Genomic DNA, 24,982 nt, shown 5'->3' with positions numbered 1-24,982 from the left:
TCAGGCGGCCGGCTCGGCGAAGAGCCGCTCGCAGAGCACCCCGGCCAGCGCCTGCGACGTGCCGTAGCTCCACAGCAGCGTCGGCGACAGCCGCAGGCCGAACGCCCCTTCCAGCCGGTTGCGCAGCTCCAGCCCCATCAGCGAGTCGAGGCCGAGCGACTTGAACGGCGCGTCGCGGTCGATGGCGGCCGGGTCGAGCCGCAGCACCCGGCCGGCAAGCTCCTTGACCCGGCTCTCCACCAGCACGAGGCGTTCGGCCTCGGTGCCGGCGCGCAGCTGGGCGAGCAGCGCGGCGCTGCCGGAGCCGCCCGCGGTGCCGCCGGAGCGGGCCTCCTCGCGCAGCACCCGCCAGCTCGGCTGCGCCGCCGTGTCCGGGTAGGCGTCGAACCACTGCCGCAGGTTCATCGGCAGGTACCCGACGACCGGCACGCCACCGGCCGGGGCGGTGAGCAGCGCCGCCAGGGCCGGCCACGCCTCCTGCACCGTGAACCCGGTCATGCCCCGCTCGGCCAGCCGCGCGCCCCGGTTGTCGTCGGCGGCGGCCAGACCGATCGCTTCGAACGGCCCCCACTGCACGGACAGCGCCGGGCGTCCCTCGGCGACCCGGCGGGCCGCCAACGCGTCGAGGTATGCGTTACCGGCCGCGTAGGCGGCCTGCCCGGCGTTGCCGACGAGCGCGGCGCCCGAGGAGAACAGCACGAACAGGTCCAGCGGGTCGTCGCGGGTCGCGGCGTCCAGGTGCCGGGCGCCGTCGACCTTGGGCCGCAGCACCCGCTCCACCTGCGCCGCCTCCAGGTTGCCGATGGTGGCGTCCTCGAGCAGGCCCGCGGCGTGCACGACACCGCGCAGCGGGGGCAGCTCGCGGCGCAGCTTGTCCAGCGCGGTCACCGTGGCCGCCTCGTCGGCGACGTCGACGGCGACCGTGGTGACCTGCGTGCCGCCCGCGCGGAGCGCGTCGATGCGCGCCGCCGCGTCCGGGCCCGGTTCCCGCCGGCCCAGCAGGGCCACCGCGCCCGCGCCGCGCGCCGCGAAGTCCTCGGCCAGGCTCAGGCCGAGAGCGCCGAGGCCGCCGCTGATGACGTAGGTGCCGTCGGCACGCAGCCGCCCGCCGGGCAGCGGGTCCGGCGCGACGGAGCGCACCGAGGCCGGCTCGACGAGGACGAACTTGCCGATGTGGGTGCCGCGGCCCATGGTGCGCAGCGCCTCCGCGGCGTCCGCGAACGGGTACGGCAGCACCGGCAGCGTCCAGCCCTCCCCGGTGCCCACCCGCGCCCACACGTCCGCGAGCAGCTTCGCGAACCGCGCCGGGCGGCGCTCCATGAGCCCCGCGAGGTCGACCGAGGCGAGGCTGACCCCCTTGCGGAAGGCGTCGAGGCTGATCGTCCGGCCGGCGTAGATGTCCTTCTTGCCGACCTCGACGAACCGGCCGTCCTCGGCGAGGACGTCCAGGCCGAGCGGGATCGCCGCGCCGGTGAGCGAGTTGAGCACGACGTCGACGCCCCGCCCGCCGGTCGCCGCGCGGACCTCGTCGGCCCAGCTCAGGTCGCGGGAGTCGAAGACCGACGCGATGCCCATGGCGCGCAGCCGGGCCCGCTTGTGCTCGGTGCCGGCGGTCGCGACGACCTCCGCGCCGAGGTGCCGGGCGACAGCGATCGCGGCCAGGCCGAGCCCGCCGGTCGCGGAGTGGATCAGCACGGTCTCGCCGGGCTCCAGCCGGGCCAGGTCGTTGAGGCCGTACCAGGCGGTCATGAGCACCAGCGGCAGCGCTGCCGCGTCGGCGTCGGACATCGCGTCGGGGATCACCGCGCAGTGCGCCGCGGGCAGTGTCACGTGCGACGCGAACGCGCCGAACGCGCAGCCGACGACCCGGTCGCCGACCGCGAACCCGGTGACGCCGGGCCCGACGCGGGTGACCCGACCGGCGCACTCGCCGCCGAGCCGGGCCGCGCGGCCCTCGATGCCGGGATAGGTGCCCATCGCCTTCATCACGTCGATGAAGTTGAGCGCCGCCGCGTCGACCTCCACCTCCACCTCCCCGGCGCCGGGCGCCAGACGGGCCAGGGGCTTGTAGACCAGCCCGTCCCAGAAGCCGGGCCGGTCCGCGACGAGGCGGAACGGCTGCGGCGGGGTCCGCCACACCACGGCGGGACGCTCGGCGTCGGGCTCGGGGGTGCCGCGCACCAGACGGCCGACGAACCGGTCACCGCCGCGGAGCACGACCTGGTCCTCCGCCGCGGCGGGCCCGCCGTCGCCGCCGCCGTGCAGCAGCTCCGCGGCGCACGCCGCCGCCCACGACGGGTCGGCGTCGACGTCCACGAGCACCGGCGACAGCTCGCCGTGCTCACGGCGCAGCACCCTGGTGTAGCCCCAGTACAGGGCCGCGCCCGGGTCGGGGACGTCGCCGGCGCGGACGTCCTGCGCGCCGGTGGTGACGACCGCCAGCCGCGGCGGCACCGCCCGGCGGACGCTGGCACGGACCAGTTCGGTCAGCTCCAGCAGCCCGGCGCGCTGCGCGGCGAGACCCGCGCCGGCGTCCGGGGCGAGGAACACCACGACGTCCGGCTCGACACCGGCCGGGACGGACCCCCCGGCCGACACCGCGACGTCGGCGCCGGCCGCGCGCAGCGCCGCGGCGAAGGCCTCGGCCCGCCCGCCGTCGGCCGGCGCGGCCAGCAGCCACGAGCCGACCGGCCCGTCGGCCGCGGGTACCCCCGCGTCGAGGTCGAACCGCAGCCGGTGCAGCCGCTGCGCCATCCCGTCCGAGCGGTCACCGGCGGGCAGCACGGCGAAGGTCAGCCCGGTCATCGCCAGCAGCGGCTCCCGGCCGGCGTCGTACAGGACGAGGTCGCAGGTGGTGGCGTCGCGCCGTACGACATGCGAATAGACCTCGGTCACCGGCTCGGCCGGGTCACGCAGCACCGCCACCGACGCGACCCCGGTCGGCACGACGGCCGCGTCACCCGGGTACAGCGCCAGCGACACCTGCAGGGCGGCGTCCCACAGCGCGGGGTGCAGCCCGTGCGGGCGGGCGCCGGCCCGGCACCGGTCGGGCAGCCGGACCGTGCCGAGGGCCTCGTCGCCGACGACGGTGACGGCGGTGACGCCCTGGAACGCGGGGCCGTAGTTGAGCCCGCGGGCGGTGCACGCCGCGTACAGGGCGTCCACCGGGTGGTCCTCGGCGCCGTCGCGGCCGTCGGCCAGGTGCGCCGGGAACCGCGGCGGCTCCGCCGGCGCGGCCGGGGCCAGCCGCGCGGTCGCGTGCGTGGTCCAGTCCGTGGCGCCCGGCGCCCTGGACAGCAGGGTGAAGCTGCCGCCGCCGGTGACGTCGTCGCGCAGCACCACGGCGACCCGGACCGGCTCGTCGGTCCCGCTGGGCAGCGTCAGGTCCCGGTGGAACGCGACCCGGTCGAGCCGGCCCGGCAGCGCGCCGGTGCGGGCTCGGCCGGTGGACAGCGCCAGCGCCAGCATCGCCGCGCCGGGCAGGACGACCGCGTCGTGCACCCGGTGGTCGCCGATCCAGGGCAGTGCCGCGGTGGACACGTCGACGGCGCCCTGCCAGACGCCGGTCTCCGTGGTCGCCGGCTCCAGGGCCGGCTCGAACCCGGTCGAGGCGCCGGCCGTCCTGGTGCCACTGGCGATCCAGTACCGCTTGCGCTGCCACGGGTACGGGGGCACCGCCGCCTCGGGGGTGCCGGACGGCCCGGCGAACGGGGCCAGGCCGGCCACGTAGGCCCGGGCGAACGCGCCGGCGATGTCCGCCGGCGCTCCCGTGTCGCGGCGCATCGTGCCCAGCACCGCCGGCGGCTCGGCGCGCAGGGCGGCGAGCTGCTCCAGGGCCGGCACGAGGATCGGGTGCGGGCTGATCTCCACGACGTGCGTGACACCGTCGTCGAAGAGCCGGGCCATCGCGTCGGCGAACAGCACCGGCTGGCGCAGGTTGCGGGCCCAGTAGTCGCCGCCGAGCTCGGGGCCGGCGCACGACCGCAGGTCCACCGTGGACATCAGCGGCACGGCGCCGGTCCGCGGCGCGACGCCGTGCAGCTCGGCGCGCAGGTCGTCGAGCAGGACGTCCATCTGCGGGCTGTGCGAGGCGTAGTCCACGTTGACCAGCCGGCAGAAGGTGCCCTCGGCGTCGAGGATCTCCTTGAGCGTGAGCACCGCCTCCGTCTCGCCGGACAGCACGCACGACGTCGGGCCGTTGTTGACCGCCACGGACACCAGGTCCTCGAAGCCGGCCAGCGCGGCGCGGGCACCGTCCAGGTCCAGGTCGACGGCGAGCATCCGGCCCTTGCCGGTGGCCCGCAGCGCCAGCCGGCTGCGGGTGGCGACGATGCGGGCCGCGTCGCGCAGCGACAGGATCCCGGCGATCGTCGCCGCCGTGACCTCGCCCTGGGAGTGGCCGACCACGACGTCGGGTTCGACGCCGGCGGCGCGCCACAGCTCGGTCAGGGCCACCGACACGCCCCACAGCGTCGGCTGGATCATGTCCAGATGCTCCAGCCAGCCGTCACCGGCGGTGCCGGACACGACCGCCCGCAGGTCCCAGTCGACGAACGCCGACAGCGCATCGGCGCACCGGTCGATCGCGGCGGCGAAGGTGGGGCTCTGCGCGTAGAGCTGCCGCCCCATCGCACCCCACTGGGCGCCCTGGCCGGGGTAGACGAACGCGGTGCGGCCGTGCGTGCGGGGCCGTCCGGTGTGGACACCCGGGAGCTCGGCCCCGGCGTCGGTGGCCGTGCCGGCGAGCTCGGCGAGCCGGTCGCGCAGCGACTCGACGCTGTCGGCGACCACGCCGGCGCGGTGGGTGAAGTGGTCGCGGTGCCTGCCGAGGGCACCGGCGAACGCGGCGAGTCCCGCCGGGCCGGTGACGGCCGCCGCGGCGTCGCCCAGCTGCGCGGCGCGTTCGCGGAGGCTGTCCTCGGTGTGGCCGGACACGGCGACGACGGCCGGGATGCCGAGCGCACCCGCCGGACCGCCGGCCGGACGGCCGGCCGGTTCCGGGACGGCGGCGCCCGCGGCGACGACGGCGTGGGCGTTGGTGCCGCCCCAGCCGAAGGAGTTGACGCCGAGATAGGCGGGCCGGTCGGTGGGCAGCGGTAACGGCTGCCGGGCGACGGTCAGGCGCAGCTCGTCGAACGGGATGTCCGGGTTGAGCTCGGCGCTGTGCAGGCTCGCCGGTACCGTCCCGTGCCGCGCGGCGAGCAGGACCTTGACGAGGCCCGCGAGGCCGGCGGTCGGCTCGAGGTGGCCGATGTTGGTCTTGACGGAGCCGAGGGCCAGCGGCGCGGCGCCGGGGTCGCGGCGGCTCGCGAGCGCCCGGCCGATCGCCGTCGCCTCGATCGGGTCGCCGCGGCCGGTGCCGGTGCCGTGCGCCTCGATGTACACCACGTCGGACAAAGGGACGCCCGCCTCGTCGTACACGCGACGCAGCAGGTCCTCCTGACCGGCCGGGTTGGGCACGACCAGCCCGTCGCCGCCGCCGTCGTTGTTGGCACCGGTCGCGACGATGACGCCGCGGATGTGGTCACCGTCGGCGATCGCCCGGTCGAGCGTCTTGAGGTACAGGGCAACGACACCCTCGCCGCGCACGAAACCGTTCGCGGAGGACGAGAACGCCTTGCAGCGGCCGTCGGGCGACAGCCCGCCGAAGTGGGTGAGGCCGACGGAGCCGTCGGAGGACAGGATGAGGTTGACCCCGCCGACGAACGCGCCGTCGACCTCGCCGTGCCGCAGCGCCTGGCAGGCCAGGTGCAGCGCCACCATCGAGGAGGAGCAGCCGGTCTCCACGGTGAGGCTGGGGCCGGTGAGCTTGAGCAGGTACGAGATGCGGGCCGACAGCATGTCCATCGCGGTGCCGACGGTGCTGTGCTGGGTGGTCGGGGTGCCCCGGTCCTTGCGCAGCAGCTCGTAGTCGTGCCAGGACGAGCCGACGTAGACGCCGGTGCGGGTGCCGCGCAGGGTGGCGGCCGGCGTCCCGGCGTCCTCCAGTGCCCGCCAGACCTCCTCGAGCAGCACCCGGTGCTGCGGGTCGACGTCCTCGGCCTCGCGCGGTGAGATGCCGAAGAACGTCGGGTCGAACAGGTCCACGCCGTCGATGAACCCGCCGACGTCCTGCACCGACTTCTCCGGGTCGAGCTGGGCGGTGCGGTCCCACCGGTCGGCGGGCACCGGCACGATCGCCTCCTGCCCGTCGGTCAGCAGCCGCCACAGGGCGTCCACATCGGACGCGCCGGGGAACCGGCCGGCCATGCCGACCACCGCGATGCGCTTGGGTGCGTCGTGACTCATCGTTGACCACTCCTGACTGACGGCACGAGGGCCGGCGCCCCGGCCGCGATGTCCACCGGGTCGATCGGGTGGGCGGCGTTGACCACCCGGTCGAGCAGGCGGTACTTGAGGGGCAGTTGGTTGAGGGTGGCGAAGCGCACCCGCCGGATGAACAGCTTGACCGGGTGCTTCTCGGCCAGCGCGCCTTCCTGGAACCGCTGGTAGCGGGTGACGGTCGTCTTGTGCCGGCGGCGCATGGCGACGTACCCGTCGAACGTGGCCGCGGGCAGTGGCCGGTCGCCGCCGCGCGACAGGGCGCCGGCGAGGACCGGTGCCAGGCACACGGCGTCCTGGATGGCGAGGTTGACGCCCTGGCCGAGGATCGGTGTGCAGGTGTGCGACGCGTCGCCGATGAGCAGCAGCCCGTCGCGCGCCCACTCCCGCATCTCCGCGGTGAAGATCTCCAGGAACGACGTGTCCTCCCAGCTGGTGATGTGCTCCTCGACGAGGTCGGCCAGGCGCGGGTCGAGCGAGGCGATGCCGGCCTTGAACGCCGGCAGGCCGGCGGCCCGCAGCTCGCCGAGCTGCCGCTTGGGCAGGTTGTGGCCGATGCGCAGGAAGTCCGGCCAGGTCGGCAGGACGACCAGGTGCCGGTCGTCCTCGATCATCAGGTAGCCGTCGTCGCCCCAGCCCGCCGGCCGGGGCAGCTTGAAGGACAGGAAGTCCCGCGCCATCGGCGTGATGTCGGCGGCCAGCCCGGAGCGCTGGCGGACCTTGGAGAACCGGCCGTCGGCGCCGATCACGACCCGGGCCCGGATGCTCGTCGCCGCCCCGCCCGGCCCGCGCAGGGTCGCGCCGGTGACGGCGCCGTCGTGCTCCGTGAGCCCGGTGAACGCGGTGCCCATGGCCAGGTGGAAGCTCGGATGCGCCTGCGCGGCGGCGAGGAAGATGCCGATGAGGGCCGGCTGCGGGATGTCGATCGGCAGCGTCGCCAGGGGGAACTTGCCGTACTCCAGGCGCAGCAGCCGCCGGCCGCGCTCGATCGCGGTGACGCTGTCGATGGACAGGTAGCCGTGCGCGTCCAGCGCCGGGCCGAAGCCGAGCTCGCGCAGCGTGTGCACGGAGCGCGGGGCGATGTTCTCGCCGCGGAAGCTGCGCTCCAGGTCCTGCTGCTTCTCCACGACGACGACGTCGATACCGCGGCGGGCCAGCAGGCAGCCCAGCAGCGCGCCGGCCGGCCCGCCGCCGACGATCAGCACGTCGGTGGTGCCGGGCAGTTCGGAAAACTCGCTCATCACTGCTCCCAATGCTCGAGCCGGTGCTTGACCCGGCCGAGGATCTCCGCGGCCATGGCGCCGTCGAGGACCCGGTGGTCGAAGGTGAGGGACAGCGTCAGCACCGGCGCGACGACGATCTCGCCGTCGCGGACGACGGGACTGTCAGCGATGCGCCCGACGCCGAAGCCGAGGGTGCCGGCGATCATCGGCAGGATCACCTGGACCGGCTCCTGCCCGACCGACGTCACGGCGAACGTGCCCTGCAGCGTGGCGCGCCGCACCGGGTCGCGCAGGACGAGCCGGTACAGCAGCCACGCGATCGGCAGCGGCAACCGCTGCAACCGGCGCACCGAGGCGAACGGGCCGCCACCGTCGACCGGGGCCCGTTTGTAGCTGTCGACCGCCGCCTGGATCTCCTCGATCGTGCGGGTCTGCGCCGACTCGACGGTGCCGGACAGCACACATCGCTGCCCGTCGACGGTCCGGTCGAACAGGACCTTGGCGTGCACGTCGTCGAAGACCGTCAGCCGCGGCCGGGCGCCGTCGCTGAGCACCGCGCGGGCGTCGGGGTAGCCGGCGAGGACCTCCGCGACCGCCTTGATGACGTAGGTGACGTAGCTGGGTCCGCCGGGCCCGCGCGCCGCGCGCAGCGCCGCCGCGTCGACCTCGGCCAGGAGGTAGACGTGGGCGGTGCGGCGCGCGTCGCGCAGGAACGTGTACGTCTGCCGCCTGGCCGGCGGGAACGGCACGGTCGTCGGGCTCATGGCCGCGCGCCGGCCCGCTGCGCGTCGGCGGTGATGGCGGCCAGGTCGCCGACGGTCTGCGCGGCGACGAACCGCTCGTAGTCCAGCGACACGTTGAGCTCGCGCTCCAGGTACACCAGCACCCGCAGCGAGTTGACCGAGTCCCAGCCGGCGATCGCGGCCAACGGCCGCTGCGCGGTGAGCTCCTCCTCATCGACGTCCAGCAGCTGGGCGACGACCTCGACGACAACCTCAGTGGACATGGAACACCTCTTCGTCCGGCGTGATCTGGATCCAGCGGGGCAGCGTCGGCAGCTCCCGCAGGTCGTGCTGGTATCGCCCGGGTGCGCCGCCGACCGGCGCGAACCCCAGGCCGGGGTAGAACCCGGCGAACTTGCCGTTCTTCGGCGATGCCACGAACCCACCGCGCACCGCGGGCGCGCCGGCCGCCAGTGCGGCCCGCAGAATCAGCCCGACCAGGGCGTCCTCGACGTTGCGGCTGAACACGCGGCAGCTGAGCACCATGTTCTCGATCTCCCACGCGCCGTCGTCGGACCGGGCGAGTGCGACCGCGGCGATGAGGCCGTGGTCGCCGAACCGGTCGGCGAGGCGGGCACCGAAGTAGGCCGCGGTGCGCTCGTGCTCGCGCCGGCGGACCTCGTCGTCGCCGTAGCGGCGGCCGGTGAGGTTGAACTGGTTGGTCTTGCCGAACAGCTGGGTGATGCGCGCCGCGTTCAGCGGGGCGAGCCGCTCCACGCTCAGCTTCGAGCCGAGGTCGACCAGGTACTGCTCCAGGTCCACCGCCGTGCGGGACAGCTCGGCGCGCTGGGCGTCGGCGCGGTACATCGCGGTGCGGCCGCGGTCCTCCTCGGTGACCCGCAGCAGCGCGAAGTCGCCCCGAGCGGCGAGCAGCGTCGCGTACCCGGCCGGGTCGGCGCCCACCTCGACGGTCGTCACCTGCGGCGCGGCGCGGCGCATCAGGTCGCGCTCGGCCGGGTTGTCGTCCAGGAACACCATGGCGTCGCTGCCGATGTTCAGCTGTTGCGCCATCGCGGTGACGTTGCCGGGTTTGGGATTCCAGTCGGCGGCGAACGCGACGAACGCGTCGCCGCGCAGGACCATCTCCGGGTGGGTGTCGATCGCCTCCCGCGCGGTCGCGTCGTCGTTCTTCGACGCGACCGTGAGCAGCACGCCCTGGCGCATCAGGTCGTGTGCCAGGTCCTGCAGCTCGCGGTGGGCGGAGCCGGGGTACGCGCCGCCGAGCTTGATGCCGCCCGGCCCGTCGTCGCCGACCACCCCGCCCCACAGGGTGTTGTCCAGGTCCAGCACGAGACACTTCGCCGAGCGGCCGAGGTCGGCCCGGGCGACCCGGGCGAGTTCCTCGGCGTAGCCGGCGAGGAACGCGGTGGAGAACGTCTGGCCGGCGACGTGCCGCATCCGCTCGGCGCCGAAGATGGAGCCGGGCACGCCACCGGTGGCGGCGGTGCCGAAGCGGGCCGCGATCGCCGCCGCGCTGAGCACCACCGTGCCCTGCTCGGTGCCGAGGTCGAGGATCGCCGCGTTCATCCGCTCCCAGGCGGCCTCGACCCGGGCCCGGGTGGCGTAGTCGCGGTACCGGTCCCGGCGCAGCCCCGACAGCGGCACCGTGGCCAGCACGACCAGGCCGCCGAGGGCCTGCCGGCAAGCCGCGGCCCACGCGGCGAGGTCGGCGGGGAACGCCGCGCAGCCCCGCTCGACCTGTGCCGGGTCCAGCGGGTCGGTGACCCGCTCGAACACGGCGTTGTCGTCGAGCAGGCAGGCGGTGACCCGCGGTTCGAGGTCGGCCAGGTTCGGCGCGCCGGTCAGGATCTCCAGCCGCCACTGGTCGAAGCCGGCCAGCCGCACCTGCGGCAGCAGGCCGTCGCGGACCAGGGTGGCGGTCAACAGGTTGGGCAGCGCGTCAAGGGTGGAGTTGCCCAGCAGCGCGACCCGCTGCGGGACGAACCCGCCCTCGGCGGCCAGCTGGGCGTGGGCGCGGACGCCGGACAGCAGCCCACCGGCGGCCTCCAGGTCCAGCGGGTCGGTGAGCCCGGCGAGCACCTGGCGCAGCTCGGCCGCCGCGGCGCCGAGGCCGCCGGTGCGCTTGAGGGCGCGCAGCTGCGCGACGCCGCCCAGCGGGGCACCGGCCGCCGGGACGGGCTGGACGTCGACGTCAACGGCCATCGGAGGCCCCCTGGTGGCGCAGCGCCATGCCGGAGATGACCCATTTGGAGGACTCGATGGTGGCGACCATGACCCGGGCGCCGTCGGCGGTGCCGTTCATCCCGGCCCGCGCGCGGCGCAGTTGGATGAACGGCAGCGCGTTGCCGTTGTTGCCGGTCTCCGCCACGCAGGACACCGCCTGCTCCGGACGCACCCCGAGGTACTCGCGGATCTTTTCCGTCATGACGCCGTTGAGCTGCGGGGTGAGGACCCGGTCCATCTCCGCGGGCAGCCAGCCGGTGAGGTCACCGAGCTCGCCGAGGACCCGGGCGGCCGCCTCCGGCACGTGCCGTTCGATCGCCTTGTAGTCCTCCTCCCCCATCGGCTCCGGGGCGCTGATCCCGTTCGGGCCGGTGACGTGCGGCGCACCTTCGGCGCCGTACCAGCGCACCACCTGCGCCGGCTTACGGCCGAGGCCGACCGCCCGCAGGACCATCTGCTCGACGACGAAGCCGGGGCCGTCGGTGTCGGCCTCGACGACCGCGGCGCCACCGCCGTCGCCGAACAACGCAAAGTTGATCATCTCGGCGGGGCGCATGTCGGCGACGTCGCGCTTGGACGGCCAGAACTTCAGGCACGTGTCGGCGCCGATGACCAGGCCGCGGCGCAGCCCGCCGGCCAGCAGCGCCCGCGCGGTGTACAGGCCCTGCAGCGCACCGGCGCAGCCGGAGGTCAGTTGGAAGGTCGGCACGCCGTCGATGCCGAGCCGGTCGGCGACGAGGTTCACCGTCGCCGGCATCAGATGGTCCGGCGACGCGGTGGTCAGGATGAGGAAGTCGACGTCGCCCGGGCCGAGACCGGCCGCCTCCAGGGCCTTGCCGCCCGCGGCGGTGGCCAGGTCGCCGGTGCTCTTGGGCACCCCGGCCGGACTGTCGGGGTTGCAGAAATAGCGGCTGCGATTTCCGGTCATCCGCTCGAGCCACTGCTCGTGCAGGCCGAACCGGGCAGCCATGTCGGAATTGGTGACCGGTTCTCCCGGAAGCACTTCACTGAGGGCTGTGATTCGCAAAGAACTGTCCTTTGCTCTCGGGCGGACATTGCATTTCGAAGGCGCGTTCGTACGCCGCCGCATTCCTCGGCGGAAATGTCGGGCGGCCGGTCGTCGCCGGGTCAGCCCACCGGGACCGGCGCGGGCGACGCGGTCTGCTCCGCCCAGTCGGGCACGTCGAGGATCTCCAGGACGGCCGCGGACCAGGACAGCCCGCTGCCGGTGCCGACCAGCAGCACCCGGTCGCCGCGAGCCACCCGGCCGGCCTCGACCAGGTGCGCCACGCCGGCGAGCTGATCGGCCGCGCCCAGGTGCCCGACCCGCGACGACCACGCCACGAGGGTGCGGTCCGGGTCCAGGGCGAGGGGTTCGAGGTACTGGTCGGTGAGCATCTTGCGGTTGAGGTTCGGCAGCACGACCACGGCCATGTCGGCCAGGTCGCAGCCGGCCCGGGCGAGCGCGGCGCCGACGACGGCGCGCATGCCCGTGGACAGCCGGTGCAGCAGGTTGTCCAGGCCGAAGTCGGTGATGAACTGGACCTTCGACAGCCGCACGTCCACCGGAGCGCCGGTCGGGGCCGGCTGGAAGCGGGTGTTGCCGCGGTGCATCTGCTCCAGCTCGGCGTCGGTGCTGGTGTGCACCGACAGCACGCGGGCGAAGCCGCCGCTGGTGGACAGCACCACGGCCGCGGCACCGTCGCCGTAGACCGCGCCGTAGTCGGCGGCCCACCGTACGATGCCCGGCTCGCAGAAGCGGTCCGCGGCGGTGATGAGCGCCGCGCCGCTGCCACGGGCCGACAGGTAGCCGGCGGCGAGGTCCAGCGCGGCCATGCCGCCGTTGGAGGCCTGGCCCACGTTGATCGCTGCGGCGCCGGACACGCCGGCGCTGCGCTGCACGTAGGAGGCCGGCGACCAGAACGAGTTCTGGCCCTGGTGGTAGGTGTTGGCGTACAGCACCAGCACCACGTCGTCCCGCCGCAGCTGGGCGGCCGCGCGGGTCAGGGCCGTCTGTGCCGCGCGCGCCGCCATCTGCGGCGGCGCGTCGTCGGCTCCGGCGACCGGGACGCTGACGATGCCGTTGGTGACGAACTCGTCGGCGCCGCCGCCGGCCAGGGCGGCGAGCTCGGTCGGCGGCGGAAGCCACGCCGCCGCGGCGGCTAGGAACAAGGGCTGCTCGGGCATGACGCTCCGTCGGGGTAGCGGTGGGCACGGTGGTTTCCCCGCCGGCCGGACGGGCCGGCCGGCGGTTCGTGGGGTGCGGGCGTCAGTCGGCGCGGCGGGCGAAGATGTTGGCGAAGCCGGTGTCGCGCAGCGGGCCGTAGGTGTCCACCACGACGTCGAAGCCGCGCCGGCGAAGGATCTCGGCCAGCAGGTCGTGCTCGGCGGCGCCGCCGTGCGACTCCAGCGCCACCTGGCGGATCTTGGACCAGTCCGCGTCGGTGATCCCGTCGAGCGCGGCGAGTTCGCTGCGCTCCGCGTCGATCTTCAACAGGTCGACGCGCTCGAGGCCGCACTCGGCGATCAGCGAGCTGACCGACCGGGTCGCGATCTCGTGCCGCTCGGCGTGCAACCGGTTCTGCAGCAGGTCGTCGAGCAGGAAGTCGGGCACCGGCTCGGTCTCGCCGCTCTCCTCGGCGGCGTTCTCGATGACCTTGCGCAGCACGGCCCGGTCGATCGCGGTGTCGGCGTGGAACCCGGAGAACACCGACGAGTTGGGGTAGTAGGTGAACTGCATCGAGCCGTCCTGGGCGGACACGCCGCAGTGGTGCGCGACCCCGCCCGGCGCGTGCCGGGCCAGGTTGGTGCGCAGCACGCCGATCAGCGCCGGGGCCGGCTCGACCGCGTGGATCGTGGCGTCCGGGCACTGCCGGGCCACGAACATGCTGAACATGCCGATGTTCGCGCCGATGTCGAGCACGACCGCGCCGGGCGGCAGGGTGATGCCGTGCTGCAGGTAGCAGTTGCGGGCGAAGATCTCGTCGTACAGGTAGGTGGTCTCGTAGGCCCGCTGGTGCGCCACGACCATGCCGTTGGGCAGGACGAAGTCGTCCGGGCCCGCGGTTACCGCCGGCGGGGCGAGCGTGGCGGTCTCACCACTGGGGGACATCGACGACCTCCAGGACGGCGACCGTCCACATGAAACCGATGCCGGCGCCGACGGTGACGATCAGGTCGCCAGGCTTCGGCCGGCCGGTCTCGATCAGGTGGTTGAGGCCGATGAGCTGGTCGCCGGCGCCCATGTGGCCGTAGTCCTTGCCCCACTCGTAGGTGGTCTGCTTCGGGTCGAGGCCGAGCTGGCCGTAGAAGCCCCAGTCGGCGACGGTCTGCCCGACGTTGGCGTGCACGAACCACTGGGTGTCCGGCAGCGTCGTGTCGGCGTCGGTCAGCGCGCGGTGCAGCACGCCGCCGAAGTTGCGGCCGATGCGCTCGATGGCCTCCTCGTAGCCGTTCGGGTTCTGCATCAGGTACGCGTGCTTGCGGGCGCGCATGTCGCCGGGCTTGCCGTTGTAGAACGGCGCGTCGTTCCACGCGTCGTCGCCCCGGTAGATCGGCTCCAGCGACGGGTCGCCGACGCTCGCGGTGGAGCGCAGCTTGGCGAAGCCGCCCCGCGTCGACAGCACGACCGCGCCGGCGCCGTCGCCGTAGATCTGCTGGTCGTCGGTCGTCCAGCGGTTGAAGTACGGCAGCTTGAACGAGTCACCGGTGGTGATGAGCGCGGCCGGGGCGTCCGGCCGCGACGTGATCCACGACGCGGCGAGCTCGAGCGCGGCGGGGCCGCCGTTGGAGCCCTGCCGGATCTCGATGGCGGCGCCGGTGCCGGCCCCCGCCTCCCGCTGCACGAACGACGCCGGGGTCCAGAAGTCCTGGCCCTGGTGGGCGCAGCAGGCATGCAGTACCAGCCCGAAGTCCTCCGGGGCGTGCCCGGAGCGCTGCACGGCCTGGCGGCCGGCCGCGGCGGCCATCTCCGCCGGGGCCTCGCCCTCGCCGGCGATGCGGACCTCTCGGATGCCGTTGGCCTCGTGTTCCCCCGCGTCGTACAGGCCGGCGGCGACGGCGTCGTCCGCCTTCACCGCCTCCCGCGGCAGGTACGCGCCGAGCCCGGCCACGTACACGTTTTCCCAGCGCATCAGGTGCCTCCACTGCGATCGGTTGAGCTGACCCAGTCACCTTGGTGCGGCCCGCTAAAGCGTGCCTTGCGTCCGGCAAAATTACGGTCCATAGCGGACACAAGGCCACTGTGTGCGATCAACGTCGATAGTATTCTGGCCCGTAGAGCGCCATTGACATCTGTATAAGACCGCGCGGTGAAAATGAAGAATTCACGGTCGACGTGATACATACACGGGTGGGATGAGGAATGCACGCCACGAATCGCATGCCGGTCCTTCAGCGGCTGGTGCACCGCGCGTCATCGGCCACGGGGACCTTCACCGACACCGCCGGGGCCCAGGAGCACGGTTTCGCCCTGTCGGCCGAGCTGCCCTCGGCGCACCCGCTGTACAACGACGGCCCGGGCAAGCGGCACGACCCGCTGTTCCTGGCCGAGGCGCTGCGCGAGGCGGTGGTGTTCATCGGGCACGGCTACTTCCGGGTGCCCGCCGACCGGCCCGCGGTCTTCGGCCGGTTCGAGGCCGGGATCACCAGCCTGCCGCCCTGGCGGACCGCCGCCGGTTCCTCCCACGCGAGTGTCGACCTGCGGGTGCGGGCCGCCGACCCGGGCGGCGGTGCGGTGCCCTCCGCGCTGCTGTGCCGGGCCACCATCACCATCGGCGCGGTGCCGTGCGGCAGCGCCCGGCTGGAGGTCGCGTTCCCGGTCCCGGACGGCGAGCCGGCGACCGGCGCGGGTCGGGGCCGCTTCCGGCTGCTGTCCCCGCACTCGGTCGGCCGCTCCGACGCCCGCAACGTGCTCGTCGGGCAGTCCGCGCAGCCGCCCCGCGACGAGGATGACGAGCTGCGCCTGGACCTGGCCGGCACCGCCGCCGGCAGCGCCGCGCCGTGGCGGGACACACCGGACGGGGACCTGCTCGAGGCGGGGCGGCAGGCCGCCATCCTCACCGCGGGCCGGTTACGCGGCTTCGCCTCCGGGCACTGCACCGTGACGCTGTGGTCGGGCCGGTTCAGCGCCGCGGTCGCCGGTGAGGCCACCGTGCGGTGCACCGCCAGACCCGGCACCGCCACCCGCAACCGGGACGGCCAGCCGGTCGTGCCGGTCGAGCTGCGCTTCACGCAGACCGGCACGCCGCTGGGCACCGCGTCGGTCACCGTCCTGGAAGACGGCTGATCCCGGTGGCGCCCGCGACCACGCCCGCACGCTACCGGCTGCTCGGCCCGGTCCGGCTCGGTGAGCGCACCCCGTCCGCGGCGAAGCTGCGGGTGGTGGCCGCGACCCTGCTCATCCGGGCCGGCGACGTGGTCTCCGCCGACTGCCTCATCGAGGAGCTGTGGGGCGAGCACCCGCCGCGCACCGCGACGACCACCCTGCAGGTGTACGTGTCGCAGCTGCGCAAGCAGCTGGAGCCGGCGGCCGGCGGGCCGATCGTCACCCGCGCACCCGGGTACGTGATGCAGGTCGGCCCGGACGAGGTCGACCTGAGCCGGTTCGAGACGCTGCGCCGCGACGGCCGCGCCGCCCTGCAGCGCCACGACCAGGCCGAGGCGGCGCGGCTGCTGCGCGCGGCGACGGCGCTGTGGTCCGGCCCGCCACTGGCGGACATCCCGCACGGGCCGGTGCTCATGTCCGCCGCCGCCCGGCTGCAGGAGCTGCAGCTGGACGCGCTGGAGCACCTCTTCGCCGCCGAGCTGCAGCTGGGCCACCACCGTGAGATCATCGCCGAGCTGCTGGCGCTGGCCGACGAGCACCAGCTGCGGGAGCGGCTGCACGCCCAGCTCATGCTCGCGCTGCACCGCAGCGACCGGCAGGCCGACGCGTTGCGGGTGTTCGGCCGGATCCGTCGCCGGCTCGCCGACGAGCTCGGCACCGACCCGGGCACGGACCTGCGCGAGCTGCACCAGCGGGTCCTGCGCTTCGACCCGGGGCTGGAATGGCGCGGCGGCGGCCGCCCGCCCGAGCCGATCGTGTGGCTGCCCCGGCCGGTCGCCGACTTCACCGGCCGCGACGCCGAGCTCGCCCGGGCCGTGGAGCTGCTCGGCGACGGCGGTCCCCGCACCACGCGGGTGCTCAGCATCGCCGGCAAGGCCGGCGTCGGCAAGACCGCGTTCGCGCTGGCGCTCGCGCACCGGCTCAGCGACCGGTTCCACGACGGGCGGCTCTTCGCCAACCTGCGCAGCAGCGAGGGGGCGCCCCTGGACGCCACCCAGTCGGTGCAGCGGCTGCTGCGGGCGTTCCCGGCGGGTGCCGGGAACGACGTCACCGGCGAGCTGAGCGGGGATCTCGAAGGGCTGCTCGTCACCCTGCAGAGGGTCATCGCCGGCCGGCGGCTGCTGATCGTCCTGGACGATGCGGTCTCCGAGCGGCAGATCCGCGGGATCCTCGCCGCCACCGGCGAATGCACGGTCCTCATCACCGGCCGGCGGATCCTCACCGCCATCGAGGGCGCCCGGCACGTGGTCCTGCCGGTGCTGGACCAGGCCGCCGCCTGCGAGCTGCTCGCCGCGACCGGCGGGGACCGCATCACCGCGGACCGCCGCGCCGCCGCCCGCATCGCCCGGCTGTGCGGCCACCTGCCGCTCGCCCTGCGGGTCGCCGGGGCGAGCCTCGCCATGCGTCCACAGTGGACCGCGGCGGGCCTCGCCGCGCGGCTCGCCGACGAGCCGGCCCGGCTGAGCCTGCTGACCGTCGGCGACATCGACGTGCGGTCCAACCTGCTCGTCGGCTACCGCGAGGTCAGCCCGGCCGCGCAGCGGGCGATGCGGCTGCTGGCGGTGGCACCCGCGCAGGACTTCGCGGCGTGGACCGCCGCGGCGCTGCTCGGCGCGGCCTCCGGCGACGCCGAACAGGTGATCACCGAGCTGGTGCACGCCCAGCTGCTCGAGCACCGCTCCGTGGTCGGCCGGCCGGGTCGGTTCGGCTTCCACGTCCTGCTGCGCGCCCTCGCGGTGGAGCTGCTCGCGGAGGAGCCGGCGGACGCCCGCGCCGCCGCCGTCGAGCGCTGGTGCCGCACCGCGACCGACCTGGCCCGGCACGCCGACGCGCTGCTCACCCCCGGCCGGGCCCTGGACCTGCCCGGCGACCCGGCCCCGCGGCCGCCGGACGGCGCGACCGGCGGGGCCGGCATGAACGGCATGAACGGCATGAACGGCGTGGTCGGCGACGCCCCGCTGCGCTGGTTCGACGTGGAGGCCGCCGGGCTGGTCACCGCCGTGCGGCGGGCCCACGCCGCCGGGCTCTGGCCGCTGGTGTGGCGCCTCGCCGACGCGCTCAGCGGCTACTTCCAGGTGAGCGCCGGCTGGGACGACTGGGGCGAGGTTCTCGGCCTTGCCCTGGACGCGGCCCGCCGGGCCGGCAACGGCACCGCGGAGGCCGTCGCCGAGCTGTCCCTCGGCGAGCTGGCGTGGCAGCGCCGGCAGGTGCCCGAGGCGACCGCCGCGTTCGAGCGCGCGCACCGCTGGGCCAGGTCGTCGGGGTGCCGGCCGGTCGAGGCGCACGGCCTCATCGGGCTGGCCGACGTGTCGCTGGAGCACGGGCTCGGTGACCGGGCGCGGCGTCTGTACGCCCAGGGCCTCATCCTGTGCCGCGCCGACGGTGACGTCCGCGGCGCGACGGACGCCCTGCGCGGCCTCGCGCTGGTGGAGCTGCGCCGTGGCGAGCGGGACGCGGCGCTGCACCGCTTCGCCGAGTGCGGGCGGGCCGCCGACCAGCTCGGCGACCCGCGGTGGCGCGAGTTCGCGCACCGGGTCGCCGAACGCATCCGCCGCGAGCCGAGCCGGGGCGGCGCCATGGCCGCGATCGAGATGCGGCCCGGGGTGTGGATGTTCGGCGCGGCCTGACCGGGCACGGTGACGCGACCGCGGGCGGCCGGGCGCCGCCCGCGGTCATCGTCCGGCCGGTCAGTCGGCGGCTGCCGGGCGGGCCTCCGCCGGGGCGTCAGCGGCCTGCCCGGACGCGCCGCGCAGGCCGCGGAAGCCGACCAGGCCGACCGCGAAGCTGAGCACGACCCAGACGCCGAGCACCGCGAAGCCGCGGTGCAGCGCCGCGTTCAGCGCCTCGATCGGGTCCACGCCGCGGGCCACCAGGGTGGCGACGCGGTCCTGCACCACCGTGGCGACGACCGCCAGCCCGAACGCGGCACCGACCTGCGTGGCGGTGTTGAGCACCGCCGAGGTCGCGCCGGCGTCGTCGCCGGTCGCCTGGGACGTGCCCACCACGGGCGTCGGCACCAGGCAGAACACCAGACCGGCGCCGAGCAGCGTGGTGACCGGCAGCAGCACCGTCCAGTAGTTCGCCCGCAGCGGCGTGTCCAGCATCAGCACCAGCATGGCGCCGAGCAGGACGGTGCCGATGAGGTACAGGGCGCGCGGCCCGGTCCTGCCGATGAGCTGCAGCAGCACCGGCGCCACGATCATCAGCGCCAGGCTGGTCGGGATGTAGGCCAGGCCCGTCTCCAGCGGGCTGTAGCCGAGCACCGTCTGCATGTACAGCGGCAGCAGGAAGAACGACGGCAGCATGATGCCGGCGGTCAGGAACTCCCCGAGGCTGCCCGCGACGACGCCGCGCTGGCGGAACAGGCGCAGCGGCAGCAGCGGCGCCGCGGTGGACCGTTCGATGCGCAGGAACACCCCGAGCAGCGCCAGCCCGCCCGCGGCCGCCGCCAGCGTCACCGGGTCGGTCCAGCCGTTGGTCGTGACGCTGACGATGGCGTACACCACCAGCAGCATGCCGCCGGTCGCGGTCAGGGCACCGGCGGTGTCGGCGGGCGGGCGGGGACCGGTCGGTCGGGCACCGCTGACCAGCAGCAGCGCGCCGAGGACCAGCAGCACCCCCACCGGGATGTTGATGTAGAACGCCCAGCGCCAGCCGATGTCGACCACGGCCCCGCCGAGCAGGGTGCCGATCGACGCGCCGACGCCGATGACCGTGCCCCAGATGCCGAACGCCTTGTTGCGTTCCTTGCCCTCGGCGAACGTGGTGACCAGGATCGACAGGGTGGCGGGGGCGATCGCGGCGCCGCCGATGCCCTGCACGGCCCGGGCGGCCAGCAGGGTCGCCTCGCCGCCGGCGAGGCCGGCGAGCGCCGATCCCGCGGTGAACAGGGCCAGGCCGCCGATGAAGACGCGGCGGCGGCCCAGGATGTCGGTGAGCCGGCCGCCGAGCAGCAGCAGCCCTCCGAAGAGCAGCACGTAGGAGCTCATCACCCACTGCATGCCGGTGGCCGTGAGGCCGAGATCGGCGCGCAGCTGGGGCAGCATGACGTTGACGACCGTCGCATCAATGACGATCATGAACTGGGCGAACGAGATGACCAGCAGGGCCCACCAGCGCCGCCCGTCCGGCGCCGCGGGGGCGGCACCCGGGTCGACCCGGGCCGCGTCGTCGACAATGCTCACAGTTGTCCTCCTCGGGACTGGTCGCCGGGCCGGGCCGCGGCCCCCAACGGGGCCACGGCACCGGCCGGCGACCGCTGGGTCAGGCCGCGGCGACCTTGGAGTAGATGCCGCGCAGGCTGCGCTCGGTCAGCAGGTTGCCGATCAGCATCCGCTTGCCGGTCTCCCGTTCGACCGCCGCGACCAGGCGCAGCATGTGCAGCGAGTCCCAGCTGACGACACCGTCGAGGTCGCCCTCCAGGTCCTGCTTGGCCAGCGGCAGCGCGAGCTCGTCGCGCACGATCCGGATGAAGTCGGTCTCGGTGATCATGCCGGGGTCCTTTCGGTGGTGGCGGCCTCGGTGCCGAGGTCGGATCGGAGGGTGAGGTGGCCCGGCACGCCGGGCAGGTCGGTCAGGTCACGGCGGAACGTCAGCGTCCCGGCGTCGTCGCCGGCCGTTTCGAAGCCGAGCGACGGGTAGAAGTCGCGCACCTTCGTGTTCTTCTTGGTCGGGCGGTACGTGGCGTGCACGGACGTGACGCCGGTGTCCCGCGCGAAGCGCAGCACCTCCGCCAGCGCCGCCTGCTCGATCCCCCGGGCGAACACCCGGCAGCTGAGCAGGACGTTGTCGATGTGCAGCTTGCCGGCACCGCGGTGGGCGAAGACCGCGCCGACGACCCCGTTGTCGCCGAACCGGTCACCCGAGCGGATCGCCAGCACCAGGTGCGCCGGGTCGTCGACCCGCCGCTGCACATCGGCCTGGTCGAGCCGCTCGGTGGTCAGGTTGAACTGGTTGGTGCGCAGGGTCAGCTGCGCCACCCGGGCCACCTCGGCGGCGCCGGCACGGGACACGGTCACCTGGACGCCGAGCTGGTCGAGGTAGTCGGCGAGCGAGCCGCTGCCGTCCAGCAGCTCCTGCCGGGCACCCTCGGCCCGGTACAGGCTGCCGCGCGCGCGGTCCTCCTCGGTGAGCTCCAGCGTGTCGAACCAGCCGTCGGCGAGCAGCCGCTCCACGTGCAGCGCCGGCTCCTCGTCGACGGCGACCACGGTGACCTCCGGCAGCGCCTGGGCGACCAGACCGCGCTCGAACGCCGAGTCGTCGACGAACACCATGCTGTCCAGCCCGAGGTTGAGCACGCCGGCGATGTCGCGGATGTTGACGTCCTTGGCGTTCCAGTTGGCGTTGATCCGCGCGAAGTCGCTGTCGCGCAGCACCATGTCGGGGTGCTCGCGCAGCGCGGCGAGCACCGGTTCGTGGTCGTTCTTGCTGCTGATCGCGAGGACCACACCCTGGGCGGCGAGCTGCTTCACGGTCCGCTGGAACCGGCCGAACGCCTCACCGCGGAACGTGGTCGCGACCTCGATGCCGTCCTGGCCGTCGTCGCCGAGGACGCCGCCCCAGACGGTGTTGTCCAGGTCGAGCACCAGCACCTTCTTGCCCCGGCCGCGCACGGTGCGGGCCAGGTGCGCGACCTCACGCGCGTAGCCGAACAGCAGCTCGTCGCCGAGATGCGCCTTCGCGTACACCGCCATCCTCGGCTCGTGGACGGGCACGCCCTCGGCGAGGACCGGGTCGAGGTCCACCACCGAGACCCGGGCGTGCCGCTCGGCGAGGGCGAGCAGCCCCACGTTGAACTGCCGCCAGGCGATCCCGAGCGCCGCCCGGGAGCGCAGGTCGACCAGCTGCGCGGTGTGGACGCGCTGCAGCGGCACCGTGTTGAGCACCAGCCGGCCGCCGGCCCGCTCGGTGTAGCCGGTGACCAGCCGCTCCAGCAGGGCCAGCTTGGCGGTGGTGACGGCGGCGACGTCCTGCGCCGTCCAGCCCGGCGCGAGCTCGTCGAAGACGATCTGCGCGTCGAGCACGCACAGCACCAGGTCGGCGCCGCTGGTGTACACCTCGCTACCGGGGTCCTGCAGGTCGCGGATGTAGGCGTCGAAGTCGCCGACGTGCGGGCGCAACAGCAGCCCGTGCCGGGCGAACTGGGCGGTGAGCGGGGCGACCAGGGTGCCGAGCGTGGCGTGGCCGGTGATGGCCACGGTGACCGTGTCGGCGTCGGTCGCGCCGCCGGCGGCGAGGACGTCGCACACGTCGGTCCGCGACAGGACCTGCCCCGCGCGGGTCAGGTCGACCGGGTCGGTCATCTCGGCGAGCAGCGCCGGCACCGCACGGTACTCCGCGGCGATGCGGCCCTCGTTGTGCAGCACCCGGAGCCGGGCGAGCGGCGTCTCCTCGAGCACGGCAGTCACAGGAATCGTCCTCCTACAGGGGTTGGCTAGGGGGTCAGACCGGCACCGGCGCGGGGGTCGGCTCCGGCTCCTTCTTCGGCGCGCGGGCCAGCGCGCCCGGCCACCAGATCGCCCGGCCGATGTCGCTGGCCAGGGCCGGGACCAGGGCGGTGCGCACCAGGAACGTGTCGAGCAGGACACCGAAGGCGACGGTGAACCCGATCTCGACGAACGACACCGCCGGCAGCGTGGCCAGCGCGGCGAACGTGCCGGCCAGCACCAGACCCGCCGAGGTGATCACCCCGCCGGTCGCGGCCAGCCCGGCCACGACGCCCGTACGGGTCCCGACGACCGGTGCCTCCTCGAGCACCCGCGTCATCAGGAAGATGTTGTAGTCGATGCCCAAGGCGACCAGGAACACGAACACGAACAGCAGGTACAGGGTGTCCTGCCCGCCGAAGCCGAAGGCGTGCTCGAACACCACGGCGCTGACGCCGAGGGCGGCGCCGAAGGAGAGCACCACCGTGGCCATCAGCAGCAGCGGGGCGAGCAGTGAGCGCAACAGCCCGGCCAGGACGCCGAACACCACCAGCAGTACCAGCGGGATGATCAGCCGGTTGTCGGAGCGGGACGCGTCGGCGATGTCGAGACGCACGGCGGTGTCGCCGCCGACCAGCGCTCCGGCGTCGGGCACCGCGTGGACCGCGGCCCGCAGCCGGCCGATCGTCTCCCGGGCCGCGGCGCTGTCGGACGGGTCGCGCAGCACCGCGGTGAGCAGCACCCAGCCGTCGGCGGTCACCGGCCCGGCGGCGGCCGCGGCGACCCCGTCGACGCCGGCGGCGGCCGCGCGGACCTGCTCGGCCCGTGCGGCGCGGGCCACGACGAGCGCCGGGTCGCCGACGCCGGCGCCGTAGTGCTCCGCGATCACCCGCTGCCCGACGACCGAGTCGGGCCGGTCGACGAAGGTGTCCGCGTTGCTGAGCCCGCCCAGGCGCAGCTCGGTCACGCCGAGCGCGGCGATGGCGAGCAGCACCGCGGACACCAGCCAGACCGCCCGGGCGCGGCCGGAGATCCAGGTGCCGAGCCGGTGCCAGGCACCGCCGCCGGTCGGCTCGGGCGCGCCGTGCACCGGGCGGACCGGCCAGAAGACCCAGCGGCCGCAGGCCGTGAGCAGGGCGGGCAGCAGCGTCAGCATGGCCACCAGCGTCACCGCGACGCCGATCGCGACGACCGGGCCGAGGCCCTTCGTCGAGCGCATCTGCGCGAACAGCAGGCACAGCATGCCGGCGGCCACGGTGCCGGCGCTGGCGACGACCGCCGCACCGGCCCGCCGCACCGCCACCGTCATCGCCTCGTGCCGGTCCTCGTGCCGGCGCAGTTCCTCGCGGTAGCGGGCGATGAGCAGCAGGGCGTAGTCGGTGCCGACGCCGAACACGATGACGGTGAGCACCGCCGCGCCCTGCGCGTCGATGGTCAGCCCGGCGTCGCGGGCCAGCAGGTAGATGAGCCCCTGGGAGACCATGAGCCCGACGGAGACGGCGGCCAACGGCAGCAGCCACAGCACCGGACTGCGGTAGGTCAGCAGAAGCAGCACGATGACGACGAGCGCGGCGACCGCCAGCAGCACCCCGTCGATCCCGCCGTACGCGGCCGCCTGGTCGGCCGTGTAGCCGGCCTGCCCGGCGATGTGCACGCTCAGCCCGGCGGCGCCGGCGGCGGCGATGCCGCGCAGCTCGTCGGTGGTGGTCTTGACCTGGTCCCAGCCGGTCTTCGGCAGTTCCACCGGGACCCGGACCTGCACCGCCGCGCCATCGGCGGAAACCTCGGGCGTGCCGACGGTCCCGCGCACGCCCGGCACCGAGGCGAAGGCGCGCGCATCGGCGTCGGCCTTGGCCTTGTCCGCCGCGGTGAGCCCGCCGGGCCGGACGTACACGACCTGCGCCTCGACCGTGTGGTCCGGCTGCAGCCGCTGCACGACGGTCAGCGCCTGGGTCGACTCGGCGCCCCCGGGCAGCCAGGCCGAGATGTCGTTCTTCTGGACCTCGGCGAGCCTGCTGCCGAGGCCGCCGAGGCCGCCCACGACGACGAGCCACACCGCCAGCGTCAGCCATTTGGTCCGCCGCCCGCAGACAGCTCGGACAATCGCGCCCATCACCCCTCCGCTCACCGTGGCCGCCGGCGGCACGCCGGCTGCGGGTGAGTCTTCGGGTGGGCGCTAAAGGCCGCCTTAGGCGGCTTCGGCGGTGCGCTTGAGCTGCTCGACCCACTTGCGCAGGGAGCGCTGCAGGACCCCGCTCGGGAAGATCACCCCGATCAGCGGCGCGGCCATGCTCTCCTCGCTGCGCAGCCGGACCCCGCCGCCGGGCAGCGGCTCCAGGGTGTTGCGGTGCACGGCACGGATGCCGGTGCTCACCCCGGTCCAGGTCAGCTCCCGCTCGGCGGCCACGACCGCGAACCGCGACCGGATGCTGGAGGCGCCGTTCTTCCAGTGGAACGCCGCATCGACAGCGACCGCCGGGTCGAGCGTCACCGACTTGATGTCGGTGTTCCAAGACGGCCAGGCGGCCACGTCGCTGAGCAACCGCCACACCGTGGCCGGTGGGGCGTCGACGTCGACCTCGGCGGCGGCCACGACCGGCGCCCGGTCGTCGATGCGGCCCTGTTTGGCGTAGTCGTCGTGCAGCACGTGCAGCGGTGGACCGCTGTAGAACAGGGTTCCGACGATCGGCAACGGCATCCGGCCCGCCCTTCAGAGTTGCC

Annotated in this window: 16 protein-coding genes; 2 read left to right on the top strand and 14 right to left on the bottom strand. The window is 74.5% G+C overall.

Going from position 1 to position 24,982, the window contains the following annotated elements; genetic code table 11:
• The 9 genes from OP18_RS41375 to OP18_RS41335 all read right to left on the bottom strand — a co-directional run bounded on the left by OP18_RS41375 (window position 1) and on the right by OP18_RS41335 (window position 14,643).
• On the bottom strand, window positions 1-6,288 hold the full coding sequence (locus OP18_RS41375) for a type I polyketide synthase (protein WP_033364679.1): 6,288 nt from the start codon (window positions 6,286-6,288) through the stop codon (window positions 1-3).
• Entirely contained in the window at window positions 6,285-7,562 is a 1,278-nt protein-coding gene (locus OP18_RS41370; protein WP_063745730.1) for an FAD-dependent monooxygenase, read from the bottom strand. The genes OP18_RS41375 and OP18_RS41370 overlap by 4 nt, the downstream gene beginning before the upstream one ends.
• Window positions 7,562-8,308, bottom strand: coding sequence for a 2-oxo acid dehydrogenase subunit E2 (locus OP18_RS41365; protein ID WP_033364678.1), 747 nt, complete (start codon window positions 8,306-8,308; stop codon window positions 7,562-7,564). The genes OP18_RS41370 and OP18_RS41365 overlap by 1 nt, the downstream gene beginning before the upstream one ends.
• Entirely contained in the window at window positions 8,305-8,550 is a 246-nt protein-coding gene (locus OP18_RS41360) for an acyl carrier protein (protein WP_033364677.1), read from the bottom strand. The genes OP18_RS41365 and OP18_RS41360 overlap by 4 nt, the downstream gene beginning before the upstream one ends.
• Window positions 8,540-10,489 (bottom strand): HAD-IIIC family phosphatase, encoded by a 1,950-nt coding sequence (locus tag OP18_RS41355; RefSeq protein ID WP_052388113.1) that lies wholly within the window; start codon window positions 10,487-10,489, stop codon window positions 8,540-8,542. The genes OP18_RS41360 and OP18_RS41355 overlap by 11 nt, the downstream gene beginning before the upstream one ends.
• Window positions 10,479-11,480: a 3-oxoacyl-ACP synthase III family protein gene (locus OP18_RS41350; protein WP_211273837.1), complete on the bottom strand. Its 1,002-nt coding sequence runs from the start codon at window positions 11,478-11,480 to the stop codon at window positions 10,479-10,481. The genes OP18_RS41355 and OP18_RS41350 overlap by 11 nt, the downstream gene beginning before the upstream one ends.
• Window positions 11,481-11,638: 158 nt before the next feature.
• Window positions 11,639-12,697, bottom strand: coding sequence for a ketoacyl-ACP synthase III family protein (locus OP18_RS41345; protein WP_033364675.1), 1,059 nt, complete (start codon window positions 12,695-12,697; stop codon window positions 11,639-11,641).
• Window positions 12,698-12,779: 82 nt separating this feature from the next.
• The gene (locus OP18_RS41340; protein ID WP_052388112.1) at window positions 12,780-13,622 is read right to left on the bottom strand and encodes an FkbM family methyltransferase; all 843 of its coding nucleotides are present in this window, start codon (window positions 13,620-13,622) and stop codon (window positions 12,780-12,782) included.
• On the bottom strand, window positions 13,606-14,643 hold the full coding sequence (locus OP18_RS41335) for a ketoacyl-ACP synthase III family protein (RefSeq protein WP_033364674.1): 1,038 nt from the start codon (window positions 14,641-14,643) through the stop codon (window positions 13,606-13,608). Before OP18_RS41335 ends, OP18_RS41340 begins: the two co-directional genes overlap by 17 nt.
• A 248-nt stretch (window positions 14,644-14,891) precedes the next feature.
• Here OP18_RS41335 and OP18_RS41330 point away from each other — a divergent pair, with 248 nt between their 5' ends.
• Together OP18_RS41330 and OP18_RS41325 are read left to right on the top strand one after the other, a co-directional pair.
• Window positions 14,892-15,797, top strand: a complete 906-nt coding sequence (locus tag OP18_RS41330) for an AfsA-related hotdog domain-containing protein (RefSeq protein ID WP_033364673.1) — start codon at window positions 14,892-14,894, stop codon at window positions 15,795-15,797.
• A gap of 5 nt (window positions 15,798-15,802) precedes the next feature.
• Window positions 15,803-18,463 (top strand): AfsR/SARP family transcriptional regulator, encoded by a 2,661-nt coding sequence (locus tag OP18_RS41325; protein WP_033364672.1) that lies wholly within the window; start codon window positions 15,803-15,805, stop codon window positions 18,461-18,463.
• 60 nt (window positions 18,464-18,523) lie between these two features.
• On the opposite strand, the gene OP18_RS41320 is transcribed toward OP18_RS41325, so the two are convergent.
• From OP18_RS41320 to OP18_RS41300, 5 genes are all read right to left on the bottom strand, one after another.
• Window positions 18,524-20,020: a DHA2 family efflux MFS transporter permease subunit gene (locus OP18_RS41320; protein WP_052388111.1), complete on the bottom strand. Its 1,497-nt coding sequence runs from the start codon at window positions 20,018-20,020 to the stop codon at window positions 18,524-18,526.
• A gap of 79 nt (window positions 20,021-20,099) precedes the next feature.
• Complete coding sequence (locus OP18_RS41315; protein ID WP_033364671.1) at window positions 20,100-20,327, bottom strand: hypothetical protein; 228 nt, start codon at window positions 20,325-20,327, stop codon at window positions 20,100-20,102.
• Window positions 20,324-22,243, bottom strand: a complete 1,920-nt coding sequence (locus tag OP18_RS41310; protein WP_211273836.1) for an HAD-IIIC family phosphatase — start codon at window positions 22,241-22,243, stop codon at window positions 20,324-20,326. Before OP18_RS41310 ends, OP18_RS41315 begins: the two co-directional genes overlap by 4 nt.
• A 34-nt stretch (window positions 22,244-22,277) precedes the next feature.
• Window positions 22,278-24,374 carry an MMPL family transporter gene (locus OP18_RS41305; RefSeq protein ID WP_033364670.1) on the bottom strand — a complete coding sequence of 699 codons (2,097 nt, stop codon included), beginning with the start codon at window positions 24,372-24,374 and terminating at the stop codon, window positions 22,278-22,280.
• A gap of 75 nt (window positions 24,375-24,449) precedes the next feature.
• Window positions 24,450-24,959: an SRPBCC family protein gene (locus tag OP18_RS41300; protein WP_033364669.1), complete on the bottom strand. Its 510-nt coding sequence runs from the start codon at window positions 24,957-24,959 to the stop codon at window positions 24,450-24,452.
• Window positions 24,960-24,982 lie beyond the last annotated feature (23 nt).

Origin of the sequence: Dactylosporangium aurantiacum, from assembly GCF_000716715.1 — a bacterium.
In the GTDB taxonomy this organism is placed as follows: Bacteria; Actinomycetota; Actinomycetes; order Mycobacteriales; family Micromonosporaceae; genus Dactylosporangium; species Dactylosporangium aurantiacum.
The sequence above is the reverse complement of the archived record's forward strand: the minus strand, read 5'-3'. Positions and strand labels throughout refer to the sequence as shown.